This window comes from Streptomyces sp. DF42 (genome assembly GCF_058267695.1).
The window spans coordinates 7,033,836-7,060,517 of the sequence record NZ_CM177859.1 but is presented as its reverse complement, the minus strand read 5'-3'; the positions used below and the strand labels follow the sequence as shown (position 1 = coordinate 7,060,517).

At 70.9% G+C, this 26,682-nt stretch carries 24 protein-coding genes and 3 pseudogenes; 15 read left to right on the top strand and 12 right to left on the bottom strand.

Annotated elements, in window-relative coordinates:
* Positions 1-3 precede the first annotated feature (3 nt).
* Entirely contained in the window at positions 4-273 is a 270-nt protein-coding gene (locus tag ACYUED_RS32455) for an antitoxin (protein ID WP_491287874.1), read from the top strand.
* A 143-nt stretch (positions 274-416) separates the two neighbouring features.
* Here the strand turns inward: ACYUED_RS32455 and ACYUED_RS32450 are convergent, their stop codons facing one another.
* From ACYUED_RS32450 to ACYUED_RS32435, 4 genes and pseudogenes are all read right to left on the bottom strand, one after another.
* Entirely contained in the window at positions 417-1,130 is a 714-nt protein-coding gene (locus ACYUED_RS32450; protein WP_491287872.1) for a class III extradiol dioxygenase subunit B-like domain-containing protein, read from the bottom strand.
* 17 nt (positions 1,131-1,147) lie between these two features.
* Positions 1,148-1,435, bottom strand: a complete 288-nt coding sequence (locus tag ACYUED_RS32445; protein ID WP_266522435.1) for a hypothetical protein — start codon at positions 1,433-1,435, stop codon at positions 1,148-1,150.
* Positions 1,436-1,487: 52 nt separating this feature from the next.
* Entirely contained in the window at positions 1,488-3,005 is a 1,518-nt protein-coding gene (gene miaB, locus ACYUED_RS32440; protein WP_491287870.1) for a tRNA (N6-isopentenyl adenosine(37)-C2)-methylthiotransferase MiaB, read from the bottom strand.
* A gap of 58 nt (positions 3,006-3,063) precedes the next feature.
* A pseudogene (locus ACYUED_RS32435) lies at positions 3,064-3,273 on the bottom strand (response regulator transcription factor); the annotation flags it as partial.
* Between the two features lie 2 nt (positions 3,274-3,275).
* Between ACYUED_RS32435 and ACYUED_RS32430 the strand changes: the two are divergent.
* A pseudogene (locus tag ACYUED_RS32430) lies at positions 3,276-3,583 on the top strand (cation:proton antiporter); the annotation flags it as partial.
* A 26-nt stretch (positions 3,584-3,609) separates the two neighbouring features.
* Here the strand turns inward: ACYUED_RS32430 and ACYUED_RS32425 are convergent.
* Positions 3,610-4,014 carry a pyrophosphohydrolase domain-containing protein gene (locus ACYUED_RS32425; RefSeq protein WP_491287868.1) on the bottom strand — a complete coding sequence of 135 codons (405 nt, stop codon included), beginning with the start codon at positions 4,012-4,014 and terminating at the stop codon, positions 3,610-3,612.
* A 99-nt stretch (positions 4,015-4,113) separates the two neighbouring features.
* Here ACYUED_RS32425 and ACYUED_RS32420 point away from each other — a divergent pair, with 99 nt between their 5' ends.
* Complete coding sequence (locus ACYUED_RS32420; RefSeq protein ID WP_491287866.1) at positions 4,114-5,112, top strand: TAXI family TRAP transporter solute-binding subunit; 999 nt, start codon at positions 4,114-4,116, stop codon at positions 5,110-5,112.
* A gap of 118 nt (positions 5,113-5,230) precedes the next feature.
* Here ACYUED_RS32420 and ACYUED_RS32415 read toward each other — a convergent pair whose 3' ends face one another.
* Positions 5,231-6,634 carry a sensor histidine kinase gene (locus tag ACYUED_RS32415; protein ID WP_491287863.1) on the bottom strand — a complete coding sequence of 468 codons (1,404 nt, stop codon included), beginning with the start codon at positions 6,632-6,634 and terminating at the stop codon, positions 5,231-5,233.
* Between the two features lie 9 nt (positions 6,635-6,643).
* Positions 6,644-7,330 (bottom strand): response regulator transcription factor, encoded by a 687-nt coding sequence (locus ACYUED_RS32410; RefSeq protein WP_491287861.1) that lies wholly within the window; start codon positions 7,328-7,330, stop codon positions 6,644-6,646.
* 289 nt (positions 7,331-7,619) lie between these two features.
* Here ACYUED_RS32410 and ACYUED_RS32405 point away from each other — a divergent pair, with 289 nt between their 5' ends.
* The 8 genes from ACYUED_RS32405 to ACYUED_RS32370 all read left to right on the top strand — a co-directional run bounded on the left by ACYUED_RS32405 (position 7,620) and on the right by ACYUED_RS32370 (position 14,276).
* Entirely contained in the window at positions 7,620-8,396 is a 777-nt protein-coding gene (locus ACYUED_RS32405) for an amino acid ABC transporter ATP-binding protein (RefSeq protein WP_491287859.1), read from the top strand.
* 78 nt (positions 8,397-8,474) lie between these two features.
* Entirely contained in the window at positions 8,475-9,314 is an 840-nt protein-coding gene (locus ACYUED_RS32400; protein ID WP_491287857.1) for a glutamate ABC transporter substrate-binding protein, read from the top strand.
* Between the two features lie 112 nt (positions 9,315-9,426).
* Positions 9,427-10,092, top strand: coding sequence for an amino acid ABC transporter permease (locus ACYUED_RS32395; protein ID WP_491287855.1), 666 nt, complete (start codon positions 9,427-9,429; stop codon positions 10,090-10,092).
* Positions 10,089-11,000 (top strand): amino acid ABC transporter permease, encoded by a 912-nt coding sequence (locus ACYUED_RS32390; RefSeq protein ID WP_491287853.1) that lies wholly within the window; start codon positions 10,089-10,091, stop codon positions 10,998-11,000. Before ACYUED_RS32395 ends, ACYUED_RS32390 begins: the two co-directional genes overlap by 4 nt.
* Before the next feature lie 175 nt (positions 11,001-11,175).
* Positions 11,176-12,780 (top strand): FAD-dependent monooxygenase, encoded by a 1,605-nt coding sequence (locus ACYUED_RS32385; protein ID WP_491287851.1) that lies wholly within the window; start codon positions 11,176-11,178, stop codon positions 12,778-12,780.
* A 346-nt stretch (positions 12,781-13,126) separates the two neighbouring features.
* Positions 13,127-13,213, top strand: coding sequence for a putative leader peptide (locus ACYUED_RS32380; protein WP_342452749.1), 87 nt, complete (start codon positions 13,127-13,129; stop codon positions 13,211-13,213).
* Between the two features lie 77 nt (positions 13,214-13,290).
* On the top strand, positions 13,291-13,848 hold the full coding sequence (locus ACYUED_RS32375) for a cupin domain-containing protein (RefSeq protein WP_491287847.1): 558 nt from the start codon (positions 13,291-13,293) through the stop codon (positions 13,846-13,848).
* 26 nt (positions 13,849-13,874) lie between these two features.
* A complete protein-coding gene (locus ACYUED_RS32370; protein ID WP_491287846.1) occupies positions 13,875-14,276 on the top strand; it encodes a rhodanese-like domain-containing protein in 402 nt (133 codons plus the stop codon).
* Positions 14,277-14,453: 177 nt separating this feature from the next.
* Here the strand turns inward: ACYUED_RS32370 and recX are convergent, their stop codons facing one another.
* The gene (gene recX / locus ACYUED_RS32365; RefSeq protein ID WP_491287845.1) at positions 14,454-15,401 is read right to left on the bottom strand and encodes a recombination regulator RecX; all 948 of its coding nucleotides are present in this window, start codon (positions 15,399-15,401) and stop codon (positions 14,454-14,456) included.
* Between the two features lies 1 nt (position 15,402).
* Positions 15,403-16,530, bottom strand: coding sequence for a recombinase RecA (gene recA / locus ACYUED_RS32360; RefSeq protein WP_491287844.1), 1,128 nt, complete (start codon positions 16,528-16,530; stop codon positions 15,403-15,405).
* Positions 16,531-16,914: 384 nt separating this feature from the next.
* Here recA and ACYUED_RS32355 point away from each other — a divergent pair, with 384 nt between their 5' ends.
* A complete protein-coding gene (locus tag ACYUED_RS32355) occupies positions 16,915-17,706 on the top strand; it encodes a hypothetical protein (protein WP_491287843.1) in 792 nt (263 codons plus the stop codon).
* 86 nt (positions 17,707-17,792) lie between these two features.
* Here the strand turns inward: ACYUED_RS32355 and ACYUED_RS32350 are convergent, their stop codons facing one another.
* Positions 17,793-19,094 carry an AI-2E family transporter gene (locus tag ACYUED_RS32350; protein ID WP_491287842.1) on the bottom strand — a complete coding sequence of 434 codons (1,302 nt, stop codon included), beginning with the start codon at positions 19,092-19,094 and terminating at the stop codon, positions 17,793-17,795.
* Positions 19,095-19,154: 60 nt separating this feature from the next.
* The gene (locus ACYUED_RS32345) at positions 19,155-19,349 is read right to left on the bottom strand and encodes a DUF3046 domain-containing protein (protein ID WP_491287841.1); all 195 of its coding nucleotides are present in this window, start codon (positions 19,347-19,349) and stop codon (positions 19,155-19,157) included.
* A gap of 80 nt (positions 19,350-19,429) precedes the next feature.
* On the opposite strand from ACYUED_RS32345, the gene ACYUED_RS32340 reads away from it, so the two are divergent.
* Positions 19,430-20,374, top strand: coding sequence for a hypothetical protein (locus tag ACYUED_RS32340; RefSeq protein WP_491287840.1), 945 nt, complete (start codon positions 19,430-19,432; stop codon positions 20,372-20,374).
* A gap of 12 nt (positions 20,375-20,386) precedes the next feature.
* On the opposite strand, the pseudogene ACYUED_RS32335 reads toward ACYUED_RS32340, so the two are convergent.
* A pseudogene (locus ACYUED_RS32335) lies at positions 20,387-20,464 on the bottom strand (AzlD domain-containing protein); the annotation flags it as partial.
* A gap of 175 nt (positions 20,465-20,639) precedes the next feature.
* Here ACYUED_RS32335 and ACYUED_RS32330 point away from each other — a divergent pair.
* Both ACYUED_RS32330 and ACYUED_RS32325 read left to right on the top strand, forming a co-directional pair.
* Positions 20,640-25,727, top strand: a complete 5,088-nt coding sequence (locus ACYUED_RS32330) for an ATP-dependent helicase (protein ID WP_491287839.1) — start codon at positions 20,640-20,642, stop codon at positions 25,725-25,727.
* A 116-nt stretch (positions 25,728-25,843) separates the two neighbouring features.
* Positions 25,844-26,680, top strand: a complete 837-nt coding sequence (locus ACYUED_RS32325) for a DNA-formamidopyrimidine glycosylase family protein (protein ID WP_491287838.1) — start codon at positions 25,844-25,846, stop codon at positions 26,678-26,680.
* The last annotated feature ends 2 nt before the right edge of the window (positions 26,681-26,682 follow it).

Here is a 26,682-nt window from a genome sequence, read left to right as displayed (position 1 = left end):
ACCATGGGTCTCCTGCACAATTTGAAGGCCAGGCTCAACCCGGCCAAGGACAAGGTCTCCGGCCTCGCGCAGCAGCACGGGGGCAAGATCACGCATGGTCTCGACAAGGCCGCGAAGGTGGTCGACGAGAAGACCAAGGGCAAGTACAGCGACAGGATCCACACCGGGACCGGCAAGGCCAAGGGCGCCATGGACCGACTCGCGCACAAGGACGGCACGGGGGCGGGCGGCGGCACGAGCGCGCCGCCGGACTCCCCACCGCCGGCTTCCTGAGCGGCACAGCGACGGACGGCCGCGGGGCCCGAGGGCTCCCGGCCGTCCGCCGTTTGCCCCGGACTCCGTCGGCCGTATGCCCTGGCCATCGTCCTTCGTTTCCCCGGCCTGCCGCGTCTACGACGCCGGACCGTGCGTCGCCGCTACGACCATGTGGCGACCACGTATCCCACCCCGTACGGCGCGTCCTCGTACAGCAGTGCGCCGGCGAGGTCCGCGCCCTCGGCGGCGCCCGCGAGGACCTGCCAGGGAGCCCGCCCCGATGCCTTCAGTTCGTACGCCAGCTCGGCGTCGAGTGACCTGATGGCCGCCACGTCCGCAGCCCCCAGCGCATGCGCGACCTCCGCGTCGAACGGTGCCGCGCGCTCGTCGAGGTAACCGGGCGCCTTGAGCGTGCGGCAGGCGCTGGCGTCGCCCATCACCAGCAGCGCCACCCGCCCCGCCCTGGCCGCGATTCCTCTTCCGACGTCGATACACCGCTCAGCCGCGAGAGGTTCCCCCACACCGAGTCCCTCGATCGGGGCGTCGGACCACCCCGTGCGCTGCAGAAGCCACGCGGCCACGGCGAGGGACGGCGGCAGCTCGCGCACGGACTCTGCACCCGTCTCTTCCCCGAGCCGCACGCCGAGATCCACGCCGAAGCCGCGGAAGGAACCCTGCGTGCCCTGCGGATGCGTGCCACGTCCGCTCTCTTCGGCGGGCCCGACGACCACGAGGAGGTCGGGCCGCGCGGCGGCGAGCACGCCGAGCGCGTCCGTGCACGCGGCACGCGCGACCTCCAGCTCGGATGCGGCGCGCGCGGCGACCTCGGGCACGAGAAGCGGCGGGCAGGGGCAGACGGCGGCAGCGACAAGCATGATCGGCAGGGTACGCCTCAGTACGTGATCGGTCCCGAGTCCCATTCCAGCTCGGTGAGCAGGAAGTGGTAGGTGAACACACCGCCGGAAGAGCCATCCCCGACCAGCATCCAGCCGTCGCCGGTGCGGAACCGCCGCATCCGCAGCGGGTACATCGGATGCCGCGGCTGGTAGAGCCGTACCAGCTCCCCGAACCGTGTCTCGGCCTCCTCGCGCGTCCCGTCGATCGTCGCCATCAGCTCGAACTGTCTGCGGTACGGCCCCTCACCAGGCGGTTTGTCCAGCAGCAGCGCCCATCGAGGCATCAGCACGTCCCCCGTGTCCACATCATCAGCAAGTCGTTCGGCTCGGCTCAGATCAGTCGCAGCCGCAACCGCTCCCCGTCGCGACCGGCAGCGGCTCGGGGGCGCCGATCTTCGGCAGGCCCAGCATGACACCCACCGGCTTCGCCGCCTCGGCCGCGTTGCGCTTCTCCCAGGCATCCCCCGCGCGCGTGCGGCGCACGTCGAGGACGGCGCCTTCCGCGAGGAGGTGGTGCGGGGCCGCGTACGTTATCCCGACCGTGACCACGTCCCCGGGGCGCACCTCCTGCGCGGGCTTGGTGAAGTGGACCAGGCGGTTGTCGGGGGCACGGCCGGAGAGGCGATGGGTGGCGCCGTCCTTGCGGCCCTCACCCTCGGCGACCATCAGCTCCAGGGTGCGGCCGACCTGCTTCTTGTTCTCGTCCCAGGAGATCTCCTCCTGGACGGCGACGAGACGCTCGTAACGCGCCTGGACGACTTCCTTGGGGATCTGGTTGTCCATGGTCGCGGCCGGGGTGCCGGGGCGCTTGGAGTACTGGAAGGTGAAGGCCTGGGCGAACCGGGCCTCGCGGACGGCGTGCAGGGTCTGCTCGAAGTCCTCCTCGGTCTCGCCGGGGAAGCCCACGATGATGTCGGTGGTGATGGCGGCGTGCGGGATGGCCGCCCGCACCTTCCCGATGATCCCGAGGTAGCGCTCCTGCCGGTACGAGCGGCGCATCGCCTTCAGGACCGTGTCCGAGCCGGACTGCATGGGCATGTGCAGCTGCGGCATCACGTTCGGGGTCTCGGCCATCGCGGCGATCACGTCGTCCGTGAAGTCGCGCGGATGCGGGGACGTGAAGCGGACCCGCTCCAGGCCCTCGATCGTGCCGCACGCGCGCAGCAGCTTGCTGAAGGCCTCACGGTCGCCGATGTCGGAGCCGTACGCGTTGACGTTCTGACCGAGCAGCGTGATCTCGGAGACGCCCTCGCCGACCAGGGCCTCGATCTCGGCGAGGATGTCGCCGGTGCGGCGGTCCTTCTCCTTGCCGCGCAGGGCCGGGACGATACAGAAGGTGCAGGTGTTGTTGCAGCCGACGGAGATCGACACCCACGCCGCGTACGCGCTCTCGCGCCGCGTCGGCAGGGTGGACGGGAACGCCTCCAGGGACTCGGCGATCTCGACCTGGGCCTCTTCCTGTACACGCGCCCGCTCCAGCAGGACCGGCAGCTTGCCGATGTTGTGCGTGCCGAAGACGACATCCACCCAGGGCGCCCTCTTCACGATGGTGTCCTGGTCCTTCTGCGCGAGACAGCCGCCGACCGCGATCTGCATGCCGGGCCGCTTCGTCTTCATCGGGGCGAGGCGGCCGAGGTTGCCGTACAGGCGGTTGTCGGCGTTCTCCCGGACCGCGCAGGTGTTGAAGACGACAACGTCCGCGTCACCGTCGGAGCCCTCGGGTGCGCGTACGTATCCGGCCTGCTCCAGCAGTCCGGACAATCGCTCGGAGTCGTGGACGTTCATCTGGCACCCGTAGGTACGGACTTCGTAGGTCTTCACGCCCACTGCCTGGCTCCGGTCGATGCTGCTCATGTGACAAGGGTAGGCGGTGCCGGGAGTGCCTCCGGTCGCCCTGTGGACAACCAGGGGCTCATGGCTCGATGAGGCCCGCGCGGATCGCGTAACGGGTGAGCTCCGGACGGTCGCGCATGCCGAGTTTGTGCAGCAGGTTCGCGCGGTGGCGTTCGACCGTCTTCGCACTGATGAAGAGCAGCTCGCCGATCTCCTTCGAGGTGTGCCCCTGGGCGACCAGTTCGAGGATCTCCTCCTCGCGTTCGGTGACCGCGCGCTCGCGCTGGCCCTCTCACGGCGGCGACGAAGATCGCCACCGGTACTGGGCGGCTGGGATCTCGGTCAAGGACCGCCGGCGTGCGGGCGCGCTGGTGGCACGCGGCGAGTTCTCGATCGTCATCGCCGGGCTTGCGGTGAGTGCCGGCATCGAGCCGTCCCTGGGCCCGCTGGCCACGGCGTACGTCCTCATCCTGGTCGTCCTCGGCCCGCTTACCGCGCGCTGCACGGAACCGTTGACCCGGCGCCTGAGCGAGCGCCGGACGGCCCGTACGGACGCCTCCCGGGCGGCGGAGGCGAGCGTGTCGGTGGGACGGGACTGACGGCGCCGCCGGGCGCGCCGCGGGACTCAGGCGCCGTCGGGCACCCACCCCTGGCGGCGCAGCACCGCCGACACGTCCGGGGCCTCGTAGTGCTCGCCCTTGAGGACCTTGCCGTCGGCTCTGCGGGCGACCAGGCCGTCGGGGCCCAGCTTGGTCATGTTGGCACGGTGGACCTCGGCGATCACCGCGTCGAGGTCGATGCCGTGGACCAGGGCCGTGCCGTAGGCGACGTAGACGACATCGGCCAGTTCGTGTGCCAGCTTGTCGAGTGGTCCCGTGACCGAGACCTCGGCGACCTCCGCGGCCTCCTCCGCGAGCAGTTGTCCGCGGTGTGCCGCCAGCGCGGGCGAGACCTCGGCGGGCGTGCTGCGGGCGGCCAGCCCGACGGCGAGGTGGAATCGGCGGACCAGGTCGGCGGGGGATGAGCTCATGCGGCGACCTTATCGACCACCACTGACAACACCCCTTCGTGATCGGGTTGTTACCCCTGCCCTGGTCAGCATCGCGTACCGGCTGGCAGGATCCCTCGCATGTCCAAGTTGTTCCCCCGGTTCGGCCGGCGCCGGGCTCTGCAGGGCGCGGCCGCCGGCTTCGTCGCCTTCGGGCTGCTGCTGTGGTGGCTGCTGCCCCTGGGCGAGGCGGCTCCGAGCGGGACGATCACGATCAGCACGGGCACGCAGGCCGGGGTGTACCAGCAGTACGCCAAGCTCCTGCGCACCGCGCTCGACCGGGACATGCCGAACCTGAAGGTGAAGCTGCAGACCAGCCACGGTTCGCAGGAGAACGTGCGGCGCGTGGCGGCCGGCCGCGCCGACTTCACCATCGCCGCGGCCGACGCCGTGGAGACCTACGAACTCGCCGGCAGCCCCGGTGCCGACCAGCTGCGCGGGGTCGCCCGGCTGTACGACGACTACGTGCAGCTCGTCGTGCCGCGCGACTCGCACATCAAGTCCGTCGCGGACCTGAAGGGCAAGCGGGTGGCCATTGGGCCGCCCAGCTCAGGTGTGCGGCTGATCGCCAACCGGGTGCTCAAGGCAGCAGGCATCGACGCGACCAAGGACATCAGGCCGTTCGCCGACGGCATCGACACCGGGCCGGACCAGCTGAAAAAGGGCAAGATCGACGCCTTCTTCTGGTCGGGCGGGCTGCCGACGCAGGGGCTGCAGCAGCTCGCCCACCGTTTCGCCTTCCGCTTCGTGCCGATCCGTCCCGGCCTTGTCGCCGACCTGCACGAGCAGGGCGGCGCCACCCGCTACTACCGCGCCACCAACATGCCGGAGTCGGCCTACCCCCGCGTTCAGAACGGGGTCGCCGTGCCGACACTGGCGGTGTCCAACCTGCTGATGACGCGCAAGGACATGGACCCCCGGCTCACCGAGTGGGTGACCCGCACGGTGATCAGGAGCCGCGACGGCATCGGCACGCGCGTGCACTCGGCCCAGCTCGTCGACCTGCGCACGGCGATCTACACCGACCCGCTGGAACTGCACGAGGGCGCCCGGCGCTACTACGAGTCCGTCAAGCCCTAGCTGGGAAGGCCGTCGGGCCCCGGGGCAGGTCGTCGAGCCCTGGAGAAGGGGCCATCAGCCCTGGGCACCGTCAAGGCCCTGGAGCAGCACGCCGTCGCGCCCGCCCCGGAGCTGCTCGTCAGGCCGTAGGGCTGTTCCTCGGCACCGACACCGTCACCGTCAGTCCGTGCGGCTCGTGGCGGCCGTACGAGATGGATCCGCCGCCCGCCGCGAGCAGCGTGCGCGAGATGGACAGGCCGAGGCCGGAGCCCTTGACGTTCTGGTGGCGGCCGCTGCGCCAGAAGCGGTCGCCGACGCGGGCGAGCTCCTCGTCGGTCAGACCCGGACCGTTGTCGGTGACCACGATGGTCGAGATGTCGCCGTCGGCCACGACCGTCACCTCGACGCACTCGTCCTCGGGCGTGAACTTGACCGCGTTGTCGATCACCGCGTCCAGGGCGCTGGAGAGAGTGACCGGGTCGGCCCAGGCGGTGGTCGGCGGGCAACTGCCCACGAGGCGCACGCCCTTGGCCTCGGCGGTCGGCGTCCACGCCGCGACGCGCTCGGCGGTCAGCGCGCCGAGGTCGGTGACCCGCAGGTCGGCCTCGTTGTGCTCGGCCAGGGCCAGGTCGAGCAGGTCGTCGAGGACCTCCGCGAGGCGCTTTCCCTCGGTGCGGACCGACGCGATCTCCTCGTTGTCCTCCGGCAGTTCGAGTGCGAGCAGTTCGATGCGCAGCAGTAGCGCGGCAAGGGGGTTGCGCAGCTGGTGCGAGGCGTCGGCGACGAAGGCGCGCTGCTGCTCCAGGACGTCCTCGACGTTGTCCGCCATCTCGTTGAACGACCGGGCCAGGCGTCTGAGTTCCGGCGGTCCGCCCGCGGCCGCGACCCGCGACTTCAGCCGGCCGCTCGCGATCGAGTGGGTGGTGGCGTCCAGTACGCGTACGGGCCTGAGGACCCAGCCGGTCAGCCTGAGCGCGGCGCCGACGGCCAGCAGCATCGCGGCGATCTCGCCCACGCCGATGACCAGCCAGCCGTGCAGGATCCGCGAACGCAGCGCTCCGGTGGGCGAGTCGGTGACGACGACCGCGACGACGTCGCCGTCCCGGATCACCGGCGAGGCGACGACGAGACGGCTGCGCTGCCAGGGCCACACCTGCTTCGGGTCATGGCTGCGGCGGCTGAGCTTCGCCTCGTTGAACGCATCGCGCACGACGCCTGTCCCGGGCAGGACGAAGGTCTCCGGCGCCCGGGCCATGGGAGTGTTGGTCCGGCAGAACACGCCGGCACGGATTCCGTAGACGCCGTAGTAGCTGCCGAGTTCACTCTCCAGGGTCTCCAGGCGCTCGTCCGTCGACGTACGCGTGGAGCTGCAGGCGTCGGTGACGAACTGGGCGAGGGCGGCGAACCGCGCGGTGTCGTCGATCCGGTCGACGACGACCTTCTGCTGCTGAGCGGCGGCCACGCTCACCGCGAGCGGGATGCCGAGAGCGAGCAGCACGGCCGCCATCAGGACGATGAGCAGCGGAAGAAGACGTGTACGCACCCGTGCACGCTACGAGGCCGGGGCGACGAGCCGGTAGCCGACGCCTCGCACGGTCTCGATCAGGGCCGGCATGCGCAGTTTGGCGCGCAGGGACGCGACGTGCACCTCCAGGGTGCGCCCAGTCCCCTCCCAACTGGTGCGCCAGACCTCGCTGATGATCTGCTCCCGGCGGAAGACGACTCCGGGGCGCTGCGCCAGGAGGGCGAGAAGGTCGAACTCCTTGCGGGTCAGTTGGACAACCGAACCGTCCACACTGACCTGACGTGTCGGCAGCTCGATCAGCACGGAACCGAGACGCAGTCCGCTCTCGGCTCCCGCGGCGGCGTCCTCGTGGGCGGTGCGCCGGCTGACGGCGTGGATCCGGGCGAGCAGCTCCCCGGTGTCGTAGGGCTTCACCACGTAGTCGTCGGCGCCGAGGTTGAGGCCGTGGATGCGGGAGCGGACGTCGGAGCGGGCGGTGACCATGATCACCGGGGTGCTGGTGCGCTTGCGGATCTTGCCGCAGACCTCGTAGCCGTCCTGGTCCGGCAGCCCCAGGTCGAGCAGTACGACCCCGAAGCCGTCACTCTCGGGGACCAGCGCCTGGAGAGCTTCCTCGCCGCTACGCGCGTGCGTGACGTCGAAACCGTGCCGTGCCAGAACCGCAGAGAGAGCGGCGGCGACATGGTTGTCGTCCTCGACGAGGAGCAGTCTCATCCGGGCCTCCTTCGGTTCATCGGCCGTACGATCAGAATGGATACAAAAAACCGGGCACGCGCGCGCGTGCACCAAGGCAGTCACGCTGATGGACGGCAACGGCGTCAAGCGGGTTCCGGTTGCACGCCGCTTTAGTTACCCGGCCGATACGCGAGCGCGCGCCAACTGCTACGACACGTGTCCGATCGCTATCGGATCGTGATGCTCAGATTCCCCTCAGATGTAATGACGCTGGTCGTCGGGCGTCACTACTGTCCTCCGCAACCGAGGAGGACGGAGCCAGAGAGCCATGACCGAACTATCGCTGGCCAAGGAAGACGCGGCCGCAACCGGCGAGCTGGTCGTCCTGAAGAGCGTCAACAAGCATTTCGGCGCATTGCATGTACTGCAGGACATCGATCTGACGATCGCCCGCGGCGAGGTCGTCGTGGTCATCGGGCCCTCCGGGTCCGGCAAGTCCACCCTGTGCCGCACCATCAACCGCTTGGAGACCGTCGACTCGGGCTCGATCGCGATCGACGGCAAGCCGCTGCCCCACGAGGGCAAGGCGTTGGCCCGGCTGCGCGCCGACGTCGGGATGGTCTTCCAGTCCTTCAATCTCTTCGCGCACAAGACCGTGCTCGAGAACGTGATGCTGGGGCAGATCAAGGTCCGCAAGGCCGACAAGAGGGGGGCCGAGGAGAAGGCCCGGGCCCTGCTGGACCGCGTCGGCGTGGCCACGCAGGCGGACAAGTACCCCGCGCAGCTCTCCGGCGGCCAGCAGCAGCGCGTCGCCATCGCACGGGCCCTGGCCATGGATCCCAAGGTCATGCTCTTCGACGAGCCGACGTCGGCCCTCGACCCGGAGATGATCAACGAGGTCCTCGAGGTCATGCAGCAGCTCGCCCGGGACGGCATGACCATGATCGTCGTCACCCATGAGATGGGCTTCGCACGATCGGCTGCAAATCGCGTGGTGTTCATGGCGGACGGCCGGATCGTCGAGGAGGCTGCGCCAGACCAGTTCTTCAGCAATCCGCGCAGCGACCGCGCCAAGGACTTCCTGTCGAAGATCCTTCACCACTGACGGTTCGCCCCGCCCGGCCACCGCCGGCTCGCACCGCTTCGCCGGCCGTCTCACTTCACCAGCCAAAGGATGTTCATCATGAAGCTCCGCAAGGTCACCGCCGCCTCGGCAGCCGTCCTCGCCCTTGCCGTGGCCGCCACAGCTTGTGGGTCGAGCGACAGCAAGGACAGCGGCTCCTCCAGCAGCGGCGGCGGCAAGATCAAGATCGGCATCAAGTACGACCAGCCCGGCCTCGGCCTGAAGGAGCCGAACGGCACCTTCTCCGGCTTCGACGTGGACGTGGCGACATATGTGGCGGGCAAGCTCGGCTACAAGCCCAGCCAGATCGAGTTCGTCGAGACCAAGAGTGCCGACCGTGAGAACGCGCTCGCCCGCGGCGACGTGAAGTTCATCGCGGCGACGTACTCGATCACCGACGAGCGCAAGCAGAAGGTCGACTTCGCCGGCCCCTACTTCCTGGCCCACCAGGACCTGCTGGTCAAGAAGGACTCGAAGATCACCAAGGGCACCGACCTCAACGGCCAGAACCTGTGCTCCGTGACCGGCTCCACCTCGGCACAGAACGTCCAGAAGACGATCGCCCCCAAGGCCAACCTCAAGGAGAACAGCGGCTACTCGGAGTGCGTCTCCAGCCTCCAGAGCGGCGCCGTGGACGCGCTGACCACCGACGACTCGATCCTCGCGGGCTACGCCGCGCAGGCCCAGTACAAGGGCCAGTTCAAGCTCCTCGGGCTCAAGCTCAGCAACGAGAACTACGGCATCGGTGTGAAGAAGGGTGACACCGCGACCGTCAACAAGATCAACGACGCCCTGAAGAGCATGGTCAGCGACGGCACCTGGAAGAAGGACGTCGAGAAGAACTTCGGCCCGAACTACAAGTACGAGCCCGCCCCGAAGATCGGCGTCATCGTCAAGTAGTCCAGGAACCCGCAGCCACCGCAGGGTTCCACAGGGCGCGCCGCCGCCGCGATCACAGCGGCGGCGCGCCACGCCCTTCTCGTACGCCACACACCCGGAAGCGCGGGAGATCGTGTTCGACTTTCTTCAAGGTTATGACGTCCTAGGGGCGTTCTGGATGACGGTGAAACTCACCGCCCTCTCCGCGGTCGGCTCCCTGGTCTGGGGCACCCTGCTGGCCGGGATGCGGGTCAGCCCGGTCCCGCTGATGCGTGGGTTCGGCACCGCCTATGTCAACATCGTCCGGAACATCCCCCTGACGGTCATCATCGTCTTCAACTCGCTCGGCCTCGCCGACATCTTCGGCGTGACGCTGGGCGCTTCCGACTTCAAGGTCCAGGGCTTCAGGCTGGCGGTGCTCGGGTTCATCGCCTACACCTCGGCCTTCGTCTGCGAGGCGCTGCGCTCCGGCATCAACACGGTGCCGCTCGGGCAGGCCGAGGCGGCCCGCGCCATCGGGCTGAGCTTCGGACAGACCCTCCGGCTGATCGTGCTGCCGCAGGCGTTCCGTTCGGTCATCGGTCCACTGGCCAACGTGTTGATCGCCTTGACCAAGAACACCACCGTGGCGGCCGCGATCGGCGTGGCCGAGGCCGCGTATCTGATGAAGACGATGATCGAGAACGAGGCCCAGACGCTGCTCATCGGCGCGGTCTTCGCCTTCGGCTTCGTGGTTCTCACCCTTCCCACCGGCCTCATCCTCGGCTGGCTGGGCAAGCGACTGGCGGTGAAGCGATGACCTCGGTCCTCTACGATGCTCCCGGCCCCCGGGCCAAGCGGCGCAACGTCCTCTTCTCGGTGGTCTTCGTCGCCCTGCTCGCCCTGCTGGGGTGGTGGATCTGGCGGACGATGGACGACAAGGGCCAGCTGAAGTGGTCCCTGTGGCAGCCGTACACCACCTCCGAGGCCTGGACGACGTATCTCCTGCCGGGCCTCGGCAACACTCTGAAGGCCGCTGCGCTCTCCATGGTCATCGCCCTCCCGTTGGGCGCCTTCTTCGGCATCTCGCGTATGTCCGACCACCGGTGGGTGCGGGTGCCCGCCGGTGTTGTGGTCGAGTTCTTCCGCTCGATCCCGGTGCTCCTGCTGATGCTGTTCGCGAACGAGTTCTTCGCACGCTCCACCAACGTCACCACCGCGGACCGGCCCCTGTACGCGGTCGTCACCGGCCTGGTGCTCTACAACGCCTCGGTCCTCGCCGAGATCGTCCGGGCCGGCATCCTGGCGCTCCCCAGGGGGCAGACGGAAGCCGCGCACGCGATCGGCCTGCGCAAGGGCCAGACGATGACCAGCATCCTGCTCCCGCAGGCGGTGACGGCCATGCTGCCGGCCATCGTCAGCCAGCTGGTGGTCATCGTGAAGGACACCGCGCTGGGCGGCGTGATGATCGGCTACACGGAGCTGCTCAGCGCGCGCAGCACCTTCGCGGCCAACTACGCCGACGTCATCCAGAGCTTCGTCGGCGTGGCGATCATCTACATCATCGTCAACTTCCTCCTCACCAGCTTCGCGAGCTGGCTGGAGCGCAGGCTGCGGCGCAGCAAGAAGAGCACGGGCGCGGTCCTCGGTGAGGACACGGTCGAGGTCAACCCCGCCGCGATCGGCGGCACCTACGGGACCGGCGCCGGCAGCGGCAGCGGCATCTGATGACCAGTCAACTCATCTGACCCGCACGGAGGCAGTGGCGTGATCGCCACTGCCTCCGTCACTTGACGCAAACCCCGCCAATGGGTTGCATACGTTCTGTGATCGTGCACCCTGCTCCACCTTCCTGTTCACATCGGTCCGTCAGGACACCTCCGCGGGCAGGGGGCGCCGCGCCGTGGACCCGGTGATCATCGTCGGAGCGGGGCCCGTCGGGCTCACGCTCGCCCTGGCGCTGGCCCGTCAGGAAGTGCCCTCCGTAGTGCTGGACGAGGGTCCCGGCAAGGATGATCCGCGCCCCGCGCGCACGGTGGTCCTGCGCGAGGACACCGCCGCCCTGCTGGAGCGGCTGACGGGAGTGCCGCTCGCGCGGGAGGGCGCGCACTGGGCCGCATGGCGGTCTCTGCGGCGCAAGCAGGTGATGCGCGAGGTCACGTTCGGCGACGACACCGAGCCCTCGCCGTTGCACATCGCCCAGCATGTCCTGACCGGCGCCCTGCGCACCGCCCTGGCCGCCGAACGGCTGGTCGACCTCGCCGTGGACAGCCGCCTCGACAGCGTCGAGCAGGAACCCTCGGGGGTCACGGCGCACACTCGCGGCCCACAGGGCACCTGGTGGCGCGGCAGTTACCTGGTCGGCTGCGACGGCCCGCGCTCCACCGTGCGCAAACTCCAGGACATCCGGTTCCCGGGCCGTACCGCGGTGGAGCGACACGCCGTGGCCGCACTGCGCACGGAACTTCCGTGGGCGGACGAAGCGTTGCTCCATCGGATGCCGCCGTGGCGGACGTCCACGCCCTCGGCCGGTGAGGTGGCCGCCCGCCCTCTTCCGGACGGCGTGTGGCGCCTGGACTGGCTGCTGCCGCCGGGGAAGGACCTGGTCACTCCCGAGCTGCTGCTGGCGCGTGTCCGGGAGACGCTCGCAGGCTGGAAGGGCGGCTCGGCACCGGCGTACGAACTCCTCGACACCGGAGTCCACACCGTCCACCACCGGCTGGCCCGCCGGTGGCGCGTCGGCCGGGTCTTTCTCGCCGGGGACGCGGCGCACCTGCTCGGTGCGCTGGGCACGCAGGGACTGGACGAGGGGCTCAGGGACGCCGACAACCTGGCCTGGAAGCTGGCGCTCGCCTGGCACCACGGACCGCACGAGCCGCTGCTCGACAGCTACCAGGCGGAGCGGCGCGGGATCGTCGCCGGCCGGCTGCGCGCCGCCGACCAGGTGCTGCCGCTGCTGCGCGGCGGCGGCGGGCTGCGCGCGTACGTGCCCGGCTCGACCCGCGGCCACGACGCGCTGCTCGCGGACGGTCATCTGGGGCGCGGTGCGCTCGGTGCGCCGGGGGCGTACGACAGCTCGCCGCTCGCGCCCCGGCACCTCGAAGCGGAGGTCCCCGTGGCCACCGCGCCCGGTGCGGCGATCACCGATGTACGGGTCACCGCCGAGGACGGTTCCTTCGTACGGCTCCGCGACCGGCTAGGGCGCGGTGCACTGCTGGTGGTTCTGATCGCGCCGGGCACAGGAGTGTGGGAGCGCAAGCACTGGGTGACGGCGGGGGTCATGCCCCGGCTGGCGGCCGCGGTGTCCGCGCTGCCGCACCCCGCCGAGCTGCTGGTCGCCGAGAGTTATCCCGGCGCGGCCGCCCACACCGTGTTGCTGGTCCGGCCCGACGGCCATCTGGTCGCGGCGCTGGGCGGCGTGCGTCCGGCCGACCTCTACTCGGCGGCAGAGGCGACGCTGGGAGGACCGGCGAAGGCAGAAGCCGAAGCCACGGCGGGATCGCGCTGATGAGCCCCCGCATCGCCATTCGGCCCGCGGCGCCGGCGAGATGCAGCCTGCCATCCCTGAGCCGGAAACCGCGCTTCGTGTAGTTCAGCGTCGGCAGAGCGTATTCCTGAAGATCTGCATGCCCGGCTGACTGCACGGGCAGCTGCCGGCCGACGCTCCACCGATTCGGAGTCCTGCACCTGTTGGACGCCGCTCTCAGCCCTCCTGCCGAGACCTCCGATGCGCCCTACGGCAGGCCGACAAGTGCTCCGCGGCACGAGAACCCGGTTCTTCACCTGCCTGAACGCCGGAGGCGTCCGATGACGGTGAGTTGACCGATTGCCCCGCCAATGGTGTACTCCGGATCGTGACCGACACCTTTGTGCGCCTGTGGCGGAGGGTCCATATGGACCTCGTCCGCTACGCGGGCTGCGTGTGTCGCCCGTCCTGCTGAATTCGCATCCCTCTCCTCCTGCGCGCCCCCAGTGCTGCCGCGCGCTCCCACGCGAATGCTCTTCAGGACGGTGTCACGTGTCTGTCTCTCCCTCTCCGGCTCCTTCTGCCTCCGCACTCTCCGCGCCCTCCGCGCCCTCCCAGGCTCCGACGCAGGCGGACCTCCTCGACTTCGTACGGCGTATGGCCGCAGATCCTGAGCTGATCGCCTCGCTCCCGCTCGACCCCGAGGGCCGCACCTGGGTGCGTCTGGAGGGGCCCGGCGGCAGCGAGGCCTGGCTGATCGGCTGGCCGCCCGGTACCGGCACCGGCTGGCACGACCACGCCGACTCCGTCGGCGCCTTCCTGACGGCGGCCGGTGAGCTCAAGGAGAACTCGCTCACCGCCCGGCTGCCTGCCGACGGCTGGAAGACCCTGGAACTCACCGACGGCGTGGACCGGGAGCGGCGGCTGGCGGCCGGCCAGGGCCGGGCCTTCGGCCGCCATCACGTCCACGAGGTACTCAACGAGTCCACCGAACGGCACGCGATCTCCGTCCACGCCTACTACCCGCCGCTGCCGCAGATCCGCCGCTACAGCCGCGTAGGCCCCGTCCTGCGTCTGGAGCAGGTCGAGCGCCCGGAGGACTGGCAGTGAGCGGCGGCGGTTCGGCCCACGGGCAAGTGAGCGGCGAGAGGCAACAGCCCGTCGGCATCGACGAACTGCTGGAGCGGGTGCGCGAGGGCTACGAGCGGATCGAGCCGAAGGAGGCGTACGACGCCGCCCGGGCGGGCGCGGCCCTACTGGTGGACATCCGTTACGCCGCCCTTCGCGAGCAGGACGGCGTGATTCCGGGCGCCCTCGTCGTCGAGCGCAACGAACTCGAGTGGCGCCTCGACCCGCAGGGCAGTCATCGCCTGCCCGAAGCCACGAGCCACGAAGTGAGGGTCGTGGTGATCTGCAACGAGGGGTACGCGTCGAGCCTCGCTGCGGCGTCTCTGCACCAGTTGGGGCTGGCACGGGCCACCGATCTGGTCGGCGGCTTCCAGGCGTGGAGGGCGGCGGGGCTGCCGGTGACGTCGTAGGCGGTTCACGGTCGTTCGTCGTGAACGCCGGTGCTCAGTGCCGTCCGCCATGGCTTCGTGGCGGGCAAGGGCGGCAGCGGCAAGGAGCGACCGCAGCGCCGGGCCCGGTGGTCGCGCTTCGCTGAGTACGGCACCGCACGCATGCGTGTGCTCAGGTCCTGAAGGCCCCTGTCTCGCTCAGAACCCCTCGTCCCCCAGGAACTCCGTGTCCTCGCCCTCTTCCTCCAGCGCCTGCCGGACCACCCGCAGGGCCATGCCCTCGGGGTAGCCCTTGCGGGCGAGCATGCCCGCGAGGCGGCGCAGCCGTTTGTCGCGGTCGAGGCCGCGTGTGGAACGCAGCTTGCGCGCTACGAGTTCGCGCGCGGTCGTCTCTTCCTGCTCGGAGTCGAGCTGGGAGACGGCCTCGTCGATCAGCGTGGAGTCGACGCCCTTGGTGCGCAGCTCCTGGGCCAGCGCCCGCCGGGCCAGTCCTCGGCCGTGGTGGCGGGACTCCACCCAGGCATCCGCGAACGCGCTGTCGTTGATCAGCCCAACCTCCTCGAACCGCGACAGCACCTCGTCCGCCGCGTCGTCGGGAATCTCGCGCTTGCGGAGGGCGTCGGCGAGCTGCTTGCGCGTCCGCGGGGTCCCGGTGAGCAGGCGCAGGCAGATCGCCCGTGCCCGCTCGACCGGGTCCCCTGAGCACTCCTCCTGCTCGGCCCTCGACGAGGAGAAGGAGCCCCCGTCCCCACCGGACGGCTCACCGCGACGTCGCTGCCGACGCCCTCTGGAGCCACCCGCAGCACGAGCCCCGGTACCGCCGCGAGCCCCACTGCCGCGACGGCGCGAGCCGCCGCCGGACGCGTCGGAGCCGGATGAGTCCGAGCCGTACGCGTCGGAGCCGAACGCAGAGCCGTCGTCGTCCGGCCACTCTCCGCCGCCCGGTTCATCGCCGTGGGACGCGCCGGAGTACGACGCCTCGGAGTTGTACGGCTCCACGCGGCCCCGGCCCCCGTCCGTGCCGTGCGCCGGGTCTCGCGCGTACGCCTCGTCGCCCGGCCCGTCGTAACCCCCGTCGCCTCCCCGCCCTCGCTCACGCGGGGCATCCAAGTGGGCGTACTCGGCCCAGTCGCTTCGCCGTGTCACGTCAGCTCTTTGCAACCGGTGCCTTGGTCTTGGCGGCCTTGGCCGCCGGTGCGGGCGCCGTCTTCGCGACGTCGTCCGCGGTGGCGGAGACGGCGGCGGCGTCCGCACCCGGCTCGGCGGTGGGCTCTTCGGGCCGCACGCCGACGCCCAGCTTCTCCTTGATCTTCTTCTCGATCTCGTTGGCCAGGTCGGGGTTGTCCTTCAGGAAGTTGCGCGCGTTCTCCTTGCCCTGGCCGAGCTGGTCGCCCTCGTACGTGTACCAGGCGCCGGCCTTGCGGACGAAGCCGTGCTCCACGCCCATGTCGATCAGACCGCCCTCGCGGCTGATGCCCTGGCCGTAGAGGATGTCGAACTCGGCCTGCTTGAAGGGCGGCGCGACCTTGTTCTTGACGACCTTGACGCGGGTGCGGTTGCCCACCGCGTCCGTGCCGTCCTTCAAGGTCTCGATGCGGCGGATGTCCATGCGTACCGAGGCGTAGAACTTCAGCGCCCGGCCACCCGTCGTGGTCTCCGGGGAGCCGAACATCACGCCGATCTTCTCGCGGAGCTGGTTGATGAAGATCGCGGTCGTCTTGGACTGGTTGAGCGCGCTGGTGATCTTCCGGAGCGCCTGGCTCATCAGACGGGCCTGCAGACCGACATGGCTGTCGCCCATCTCGCCCTCGATCTCCGCACGCGGGACGAGCGCGGCGACGGAGTCGATGACGATCAGGTCGAGTGCGCCGGAGCGGACCAGCATGTCCACGATTTCCAGGGCCTGCTCGCCGTTGTCCGGCTGGGACAGGATCAGGTTGTCGATGTCGACGCCGAGCTTCTTCGCGTACTCGGGGTCGAGGGCGTGCTCCGCGTCGATGAAGGCGACCTGGCCGCCGGCCTTCTGCGCGTTCGCCACCGCGTGCAGGGTCAGGGTCGTCTTGCCGGAGGACTCCGGTCCGTACACCTCCACCACGCGGCCGCGCGGGATGCCACCGACGCCGAGCGCGACGTCGAGTGCGGTCGACCCGGTGGGGATGACCTCGATGGGCTCGTTCGGCCGCTCGCCCATGCGCATGACCGCGCCCTTGCCGAATTGCCGTTCAATCTGTGCGAGCGCGGCGTCGAGCGCCTTCTCGCGGTCGGTTCCTGCCATGGGTTCCACCCGGTTTGCTTGAGTCGATCGCTTCACGTCAAAGACGCTAACGCCTGCCACTGACAATGCGCCCCGACGCCCGTCCAGCCTGTGGATAACTCGGGCACTTCTCCGTCAAAACCATGTCGAATTGCCCGCAGAGAGCCTCGCCGGAATCTCCATAAGAATGGATGTTCGATTTTTGTGTCAAGCGCACCACGCGGCACCTCCGGGACTGCGACCGCGCCGAGTTGGGGCCCTGGCCCGAGGTGAGATCGGGATACTCCCCGTGACGTACGACGGGTGTCTTCTGCCGGACGACGACCGGACCGCGCGGTCACGCGAGCCTGAAGGCATGCAGGTGGAGACCGAGAAGAACACCCGGCGGACAGGAGCGCAGGCCCGATGACAGCGGAAACGGTGCCTGCGCGGCCGTCGGCCCCTACGACGTGGTGGGCCGGACTACGGCCGGCGGAACGCCTCTGTCACACCGTCGGCCTCGCCCTGGTCCTCTCCGGCCTCGTGCACCTGGCGGTGTTCGCCGTCGACGGCGGCCCATGGGACGGGCCCGTCTCCTGGCGCAAGCCAGTCACCTTCGGGCTGTCCTTCGGGACGACCCTGATCGCGGTCACCTGGGTCACTTCGTATCTGCGCGTCGGTCCGCGGCTGCGCGCCCTGCTGCTCACCGTCTTAGTCGCCGACTGCGTCGTGGAGGTCGGCGGCATCACCCTTCAGGCCTGGCGCAGGGTGCCCTCACACCTCGACATGGAGACGCCGTTCGACACCGCGGTGTCGATGACGCTCGCGGTGGGCGGTGGCGTCCTCGTGGTGCTGCTCACCGTGTTCGCCCTCGCCTCGTTCCGGCACCGCCCCTCGGGCCCCGCGGGGATGGCGCCGGCGGTACGTTCCGGCTTCGCGATCCTGCTCGTCGCGCTCGCTACGGGCGCCGCGATGATCGCGCGCGGTGTGGTGCTCACCCGCACCGGGCACCAGGAGGCGGCGTACCACTCGACAGCGCCGCTCAAGCCGCTGCACGGGGTCGGCCTGCACGCGGTCCTGGTCCTGCCGTCGCTGGCCTGGCTGCTGTCCCGCACGTCCTGGAGCGAGCCGATCCGGCGGCGGATCGTGGCCGCGGCGATCGGCTGCTACGTCGTCGCCGTCATCGGCGCCGGAGTGTGGGCCGTCCTCACGTACTGAGCCGCTTGCGCCTGCCCGTCCGTCCGACCACGCCTCGGGCTGACGCCGACCCTCCCCGGACTCCGCCGGCCCTCGGGAAGAGCCCTCTACGAAGCCGTCGTCCCCCGGGAGGAGCCCTCCCTGGACTCCGGCTGCTCGTCCTGTCCGCCCTGTTCGGTCTCGTCGGCCGCCGGCCACCGCGCCCACAGCTGTCCCGCGCGCGTGAACAGGCCGCGTCCCGGTCCCCCTCTGCGGTGTCCGTGGACACGCGGGTCGTCCGTGACGGCGTACCGCTTCACGTACGCCCCCAGGAACGCCTGCAGTGTGGCGACCGCCGGGATGGCTATCAGCGCGCCGACGGCGCCGAGGAGTGCCGTGCCGGCGATGACCGAACCGAAGGCGACGGCGGGGTGGATGTCGACGGTCTTCGACGTCAGCTTGGGCTGCAGCATGTAGTTCTCGAACTGCTGGTAGACCACGACGAAGATGAGCACCCACAGTGCGTACCAGGGATCGACGGTGAAGGCGATCAGCATGGGCAGGGCGCCCGCGAGATACGTGCCGATGGTCGGGATGAACTGGGAGACCAGGCCCACCCAGACACCGAGCACGGGCGCGTAGGGCACACCCAGGATCTGCAGCAGGATGTAGTGCGCCACGCCGGAGATGAGCGCCATCAGGCCGCGCGAGTAGATGTAGCCGCCGGTCTTGTTGACGGCGATCTCCCACGCGCGCAGCACCTCGGCCTGCCGTGCGGGCGGCAGTACGGAGCAGATCGCGCGCCGCAGCCGGGGGCCGTCGGCCGCGAAGTAGAACGAGAACAGTGTGATCGTCAGCAGTTGGAAGAGGCCGCCGAGGACCTGGGCCGACACGTCCAGAACGCCGGTGGCGCTGTGCTGCACGTAGTTGCGCAGCCAGTCGGAGCGGAGCAGGCCCTCCTGGACGTCCACCCGCTTCAGGTCGGTGTGGAAGTGCGTGTTGATCCAGTTGATGACGGAGTCGAGGTAGTTCGGGAAATCCTCGACGATCTTGATGATCTGGCCCGCGAGCATGGAGCCGAGCAGGGTGACGAAGCCCGCCGCCATGATCATCACGGCGAGGAAGACGAGGCCGGTGGCCAGTCCCCTGCGCAGGCCGCGCGAGGCCATCCAACTCACCGCGGGCTCGATGGCGAGGGCCAGGAAGAACGCGATGAGGATGTTGATCAGCAGGCCGGTGAGCTGGTGGAAGGCCCAAGTGCCCAGTTGGAAAGCCGCGTAGAGGGCGAGCACGAGCACCACGGCGCGCGGCAGCCAGCGCGGCATGCGCCCGCCCGGACCGGCGTCGTCGGCCGGGGGCGGGCCGGGCGGCGTCGTGCCGAACGGGGATGCGTGCCGGGCCGTCTGCCCAGGCTCGTCAGTGGGTGCCACGGACCAAGTCTCACCCACTCGTCTGACAATCAACTACCGTCCAGCGATCTTCGTGACCGATCAGCGCTTCTCACTCGGAACGTCCATGACCGTGCAGACCACGCGCCACACGTCCTTTGCGTCCCACCCGGAGTCCAGCGCCCCGTGCACCGTTCGACCGCCGAGCTCCGCCATCACGTGGTCGTGTGCGAAGGTGTCGGCGTATCCCGGACCGAAGTGCTCCGCCATCCGCTGCCAGAAGACCGTCAACCGCATGACTCCAGTATCCCGCCCCTGGGGGTGGGCCTGAGCCGGGACCGCTTGCCGAGACCGCTTTCCGCCCTACGGTCTGACGCATGTCCGAAACAGGAGTTTCCCCGCTCCCTGCCACGCCCCCGGCACGCTCCCCGCTCTTCCGCGCCGAGCACTTCGTCTGGCTCACCGCGCGCGTGCTGGAACAGCGCCTCTTCGCCCACCACTTCCTGAACGGGGGCGCCGACCCGGTGGAAACGGCGCTCGACGCCTACCGCAACGAGGACGGCGGCTACGGCCACGCCCTGGAGCCCGATCTGCGCGGCCCGGTCAGCCAGCCGCTGCACACCGCGCACGCGCTGCGTGTCCTGGACTCCATCGGGCGCTGCGGCGGACAGCGTGTGGAGCGCGTGTGCCGCTATCTGACGTCCGTCTCCACGGCGGACGGCGCCCTGCCGGCGGTCCACCCCGGCCAGCGCGGCTATCCGGCCGCCCCGTTCATCCCGATCGTGGACGATCCGCCGAGCGAACTCCTCGCCACGGGGCCGGTGGTGGGCCTGCTGCACCGCAACGAGGTGTGGCACGCCTGGCTGTTCAGGGCAACGGACTTCTGCTGGCACACCGTCGAGTCGCTGGAGAAGTCCCACCCCTACGAGATCGAGGCCGCCGTGGCCTTCCTGGACGCCACTCCCGACCGCCCGCGCGCGGAGGCGGCCGCCGACCGCCTCGGCCGCCTGGTGCGCGACCACCGCCTCGTGGCGCTGGACCCGGACGACCTCGCCGCGTACCCGGTCGCGCCCGGATACGCCCCGGGCGAGCGCCACTTCCCGCACGACTACGCGAAGACGCCTGGCTCCCTCGCGCGCGCGTGGTTCACGGATGCCGAGATGGCACGCTCCCTCGACTTCCTCGCGGACGCGCAGGAGGCGGACGGCGGCTGGCCGGTCAACTGGCGACAGTGGGCGCCGGGCACAGCTCTGGAGGCACGCCCCATGGTGACCATCGAGGCGCTGCGCACCCTGAGGGCTCACGGACGCCCCGTCGGCTGACCACAGAGGCCGTCAACCCCCCACGGCCCGCACCCCGGCGGTCACCACCACGGCCGCCGCCACGACGAGCAGGAACGGAGCGCGCAGGACCGGCCGCCTTCCTCGGCCCTCACTGCGGACGGCTCTCGACCCTCACGGCGGCCGGCTCGGTACTCTCGGCAGGCGGCTTTCGAGCCCACGGCGGGAGGCCGTGCCCCGGATCCGACTCGATCCGTCGTCTTCCCAGGTCAGAGCAGTTGTCAGTGGTCGGGTGCAGGATGGACGCATGGTCAGCTCCGCACACCGAGCCCTCGACGGCTTCTCTCCCGCGACCCGCGGCTGGTTCACGGGGGCCTTCTCCGCGCCCACCGCGGCCCAGGCGGGCGCGTGGCAGGCCATCGGTGCGGGGTCGGACGTGCTGGTGGTCGCCCCCACCGGTTCCGGCAAGACGCTGGCCGCGTTCCTCGCCGCCCTGGACCAGCTGGCCTCGACACCGCCGCCGGCCGATCCCCGCAAGCGCTGCCGCGTCCTGTACGTGTCACCGCTCAAGGCCCTCGCGGTCGACGTCGAGCGCAACCTCCGCAGCCCGCTGACCGGCATCCACCAGGAATCCGTGCGCCTTGGGCTGCCCGAGCCCGAGGTGAAGGTGGGCATCCGCTCCGGCGACACCCCGCCCGCCGAGCGCCGCGCCCTGTCCACGCGGCCCCCGGACATTCTGATCACCACCCCGGAGTCCCTTTTCCTGATGCTGACGTCGGCCACGCGCGACGCGCTGACCGGCATCGAGACGGTGATCCTCGACGAGGTGCACGCGGTGGCGGGCACCAAGCGCGGCGCCCATCTCGCGCTCTCCCTGGAGCGGCTGGACGAGATCCTGCCGAAGCCGGCCCGCCGCATCGGCCTTTCCGCGACGGTCCGCCCGGTCGACGAGATCGCCCGCTATCTCTCGCCGCGCCGCAAGGTGGAGATCGTCCAGCCGAAGTCGGGCAAGGAGTTCGACCTCTCGGTCGTCGTCCCGGTCGAGGACCTGGGCGAGCTGGGCGGCTCCCCGGTGGCCGAGGGATCGGAAGGCGCGGAGCGCCCGTCGATCTGGCCGCACGTCGAGGAGCGGATCACCGATCTCGTCCAGGCCCACCGCTCCACGATCGTGTTCGCCAACTCCCGCCGCCTCGCGGAGCGCCTGTGCAACAGGCTCAACGAGATCGCGTACGAGCGGGCCACCGGCGAACCCCTGGACGAGCACCACGCCCCGGCCGAACTCATGGGCGGCTCCGGAGCGGCGCAGGGCGCGCCGCCCGTCATCGCGCGTGCCCACCACGGCTCGGTCTCGAAGGAGCAGCGCGCCCTCGTCGAGGAGGACCTCAAGGCGGGCCGCCTGCCCGCCGTGGTCGCGACCTCGAGCCTCGAACTGGGCATCGACATGGGGGCGGTCGACCTCGTCGTCCAGGTCGAGTCCCCGCCATCCGTCGCCTCCGGCCTGCAGCGCGTCGGCCGCGCGGGACACCAGGTGGGCGCGGTCTCCACCGGAGTGGTCTTCCCGAAGTACCGCGGTGACCTCGTCCAGGCAGCCGTGGTCACCGAGCGCATGCGCACCGGTTCCATCGAGTCCCTGAAGGTCCCCACCAACCCCCTGGACGTGCTGGCACAGCAGATCGTGGCGATGACGGCGCTGGACACCTGGCAGGTCGACGACCTTCTCGCCACGGTCCGCCGCGCCGCCCCCTTCGCCTCGCTCCCCGAGTCGGCGTTCACGGCGGTCCTCGACATGCTCGCGGGCCGCTACCCGTCCGACGCGTTCGCCGAGCTGCGCCCGCGCGTGGTGTGGGACCGCGTCGCCGGCACGATCACGGGCCGCCCCGGCGCCCAGCGCCTCGCCGTCACCTCCGGGGGCACCATCCCCGACCGCGGGCTCTTCGGGGTCTTCCTCGCCGGAGCCGACCCCAAGAAGGGCGGCGGCCGGGTCGGCGAGCTGGACGAGGAGATGGTCTACGAGTCCCGGGTCGGCGATGTGTTCACGCTCGGCACCAGTTCCTGGCGCATCGAGGACATCACGCGCGACCGCGTCCTGGTCTCCCCCGCGCCCGGCGTGCCCGGCCGACTCCCCTTCTGGAAGGGCGACCAGCTGGGCCGGCCGCTGGAACTGGGCCGCGCGGTGGGCCAGTTCCTGCGCGAGGTGGGCTCGCTGCCCAAGGAGGACGCCCGACTGCGCCTCCTCGCGGCGGGCCTGGACGCCTGGGCCGCGGACAATGTCCTGTCGTACCTGGACGAGCAGCGCGAGGCCTGCGGCCACGTCCCGGACGACCGCACAATCGTCGTCGAGCGCTTCCGTGACGAGCTCGGCGACTGGCGGGTCGTCGTGCACTCCCCCTTCGGCGCCCAGGTGCACGCCCCCTGGGCCCTCGCCCTCGGCGCCAAGCTCTCCGAGCGGTACGGCATGGACGCCCAGGTCATGCACGCCGACGACGGCATCGTCCTGCGCCTGTCCGACGCCGACCTCATGGGCCTGGACCTGCTCGACCAGAAACCGATGAAGGCGGGCACGGAATACGACGCCGACCAGGCGCCCGTGGGCGCTGCGGACGTCGTCTTCGACAAGGGCGAGGTGAACCAGGTCGTCACCGACCAGGTCGGCAGTTCCGCTCTGTTCGCGTCCCGCTTCCGCGAGTGCGCCGCCCGCGCGCTGCTGCTGCCCCGCCGCAACCCGGGCAAGCGCACCCCGCTGTGGCAGCAGCGCCAGCGCGCGTCCCAACTGCTCCAGGTGGCCAGCGAGTTCGGCTCGTTCCCGATCGTCCTGGAGGCGGTCCGCGAGTGCCTGCAGGACGTCTTCGACGTACCCGGACTGGTCGAGCTGATGGGCGACCTGGAGTCCCGCAAGGTCCGCCTGGTCGAGGTCACCACCCCTGAGCCCTCCCCCTTCGCCCGCTCCCTCCTCTTCGGATACGTCGCCCAGTTCCTGTACGAGGGGGACTCGCCGCTCGCCGAGCGCCGCGCTGCCGCGCTCTCGCTGGACTCGCGGCTGCTGGCCGAGCTGCTGGGCCAGGCGGAGCTGCGCGAGCTGCTCGACGCCGAGGTGCTGACCGAGCTGGAGCGTGAGCTCCAGTGGCGCACCGAGGACCGGCGCGTCAAGGACGCCGAGGGAGTCGCCGACCTCCTGCGCCTGCTCGGCCCTCTGACTGAAGCCGAGCTGGTCGAGCGAGGCGCCGAGCCCCCGTGGGCGCAGGAGCTGGCCCGCGCCCGCCGCGCGATCAAGGTCCGCGTCGCCGGCGCCGACCACTGGGCGGCGATCGAGGATGCGGGCCGCCTGCGCGACGCCCTCGGCACGGCCCTGCCGGTCGGCGTACCGGAGGCCTTCACGGAACCGGTGAAGGACCCGCTCGGCGACCTCCTCGCCCGTTACGCACGCACCCACGGCCCCTTCACGTCGACCACCGCGGCAGCCCGCTTCGGCCTGGGCGTGGCGGTCACCGAGGGCGCGCTGCAGCGCCTCGCCGCGAACGGCCGCGTCGTACAAGGGGAGTTCCACCCGGCGGGCATCGGCCAGGAGTGGTGCGACGCGGCCGTGCTGCGCCGTCTGCGTCGCCGCTCCCTGGCCGCGCTGCGGCACGAGTTGGAGCCGGTGGCGCCGGCCGCGCTCGCCCAGTTCCTCCCGCAGTGGCAGCACATCGGCAAGGGGCACGGGCTGCGCGGCATCGACGGACTGGTGCGTGCCGTAGAGCAGTTGCAGGGAGCGTCCGTGCCCGCGTCGGCCCTGGAGAAGCTGGTCCTGCCGTCCCGCGTCGCCAGCTACACGCCCGCGATGCTCGACGAACTCACCGCCGCCGGAGAAATCGTCTGGGCGGGCGCCGGGGCCCTCCCCGGCAAGGACGGCTGGGTCTCCCTGTACCTGGCGGACGCGGCTCCCCTGCTCCTGCCCCCACCGCACCCCCTGGAGCTGACGGCGCTCCACCAGTCCGTCCTGGACGCCCTCTCCGGGGGCTACGGCCTGTTCTTCCGCCAGATCACCGACCAGGTCCGCGCGACCACCCACCCCGACGTCACCGATCCCCAACTGGCCGACACCGTCTGGGACCTGGCCTGGTCCGGACACCTCACGAACGACACGCTGACCCCCATGCGCTCTCTGCTGGGCTCGGGCCGCACCGCCGGCTCCACGGCCCACCGCGCCAAGCGCAGCGTCCCGCGCGGGCGTTACGGCTCCCTCACCTCCGCCGCACGCCCCGCCTCCCGCAGCGGGCCACCGACCGTCGCCGGCCGCTGGTCCCTGCTCCCCCCACGCGAAGCGGACCCGACAGTGCGCGCACACGCCGTCGCCCGCACCCTCCTCGACCGGCACGGCGTGGTCACCCGGGGAGCCGTCTCCGCGGAGGGCATCGAGGGCGGCTTCTCGGCGACGTACCGCATCCTGTCCGCGTTCGAGGAGAGCGGCCAGGCGCGGCGTGGCTATGTGGTGGAGGGGCTCGGCGCGGCACAGTTCGCGATGGACGGCGCGGTGGACCGACTGCGCGCGGTGTCGAACGCCCGTGACCGCGGCGAAGCCCTGCCACAGCCGTCCGCCGACGGCGCCCCGGGCGGCTTTCCGGGTGGCTTCCCTCCCGCCCCCTTCGGCTCGCCCCACGCCTTCTCCGCTCCCGGCGACCACACCGCCGATACCGACCCGCCCCACGGCCACACACGCCACACGCCACACGACCCGGACGATCCCGGCACCTTCGACTGGACCGCCGCCTTCGAATCGGCGGACGGCTCCACCCCGACCGGCGACACCCCGACCGGCGAAGCTGCCCGCCGCAGCGGGTCCGGGTTCGAGCTCACCGGCTTCACCGACGACTCCGGCTTCCCCCCGGCCGCCGGCTCGCGCGACGAGTACATCCCACCTCGCGACTACGCCGCTCCGGGCGCAGGCGGCCCCCGCGGCGGCCCGGGCTCCGCCCCCGGCGCCTACGGCTCCGCCTTTCCCGGCCACCGCCCCCGCCCCTCCCCCGAGTCCCGGGCCGTCGTCCTGGCCGCCGCCGACCCGGCGAACGCCTACGGCGCGGCGCTGCCCTGGCCAGAACCCCCGACCGGCGCGGGGCACAAGCCGGGCCGTAAGGCGGGCTCCCTGGTGGTGCTGGTCGACGGCGAGCTGACGCTCTACATGGAGCGCGGCGGCAAGACGCTGCTCGCCTGGCCCACCGACCCGGACAGCGCAGCGGCGGACGATCCGCGCCTGCAAGCAGCCGCTCAGGCCCTGTCCACAGCGGCCCGAGCCGGTTCCCTCGGCACGGTCACGGTGGAGCGGATCAACGGCGTCTCGGCCCTGACGTCCCCCATCGGCGCCCTCCTGGAAGGAGCAGGCTTCATCGCGACCCCCCGCGGCCTGCGGCTGCGCGCATGAGCCCGCTTCGCACGCGGCTACGCGGACACCACGCCGTGGCAGGCCTACCCCTGCCGGTAGCCGACCCCGGCAGTCGACCTCGGCGGTACGCCTCCCCCGCGTGCCACCCTTGACTCATGCCCGAAGGAGACACGGTCTGGCAGACGGCGGGACGCCTGCACGATGCCCTCGCCGGCAAGGTGCTGACCCGTAGCGACCTCCGGGTGCCCAAGTACGCCACGGCCGACCTGACCGGCCGTATCGTCCTCGACGTCACCCCGCGCGGCAAGCACCTCCTGACCCGCATCGAGGGCGGCCTGACGCTCCACTCGCACCTGAGGATGGACGGCTCCTGGAAGGTGTTCCCGAACGGCCGGCGCTGGACCGGCGGCCCCTCCCACCAGATCCGCGTGATCCTGGGCAACGCGGACCGCACGGCCGTCGGCTACCGCCTCCCCGTCCTCGAAATCCTCCGCACCTCCGACGAACAGCGCGCCGTCGGCCACCTCGGACCCGACCTCCTCGGCCCGGGCTGGAACTCTGAACAGGCGCTCGCCAACCTCCTCGCCGACCCCGCCCGCCCCCTCGGTGAGGCCCTGCTGGACCAGCGCAACCTCGCCGGCATCGGCAATGTCTACAAGAGCGAGCTCTGCTTCCTGCTCGGCGCCACCCCCTGGCTCCCCGTCGGCGCACTGCCCGCCGACCGCGCCGCGAAGCTCCCGGAACTCGCCAAAAGGCTCCTGGAGGCCAACCGCGACCGCCCGGTCCGCACGACGACGGGCCGCCGCGGCCAGGACCTCTTCGTGTACGGCCGGGCTCCCCGCCCCTGCCTGCGCTGCCACGCCTCCGTCCGCGTGGCCGACCAGGGCGACGGCTCCCGCGAACGCCCCACCTACTGGTGCCCGAACTGCCAGACGGGCCCGACGCCGAGCCCCACCCGACCCCGCGGAACTCCACGCCGTACAACTAATTGACG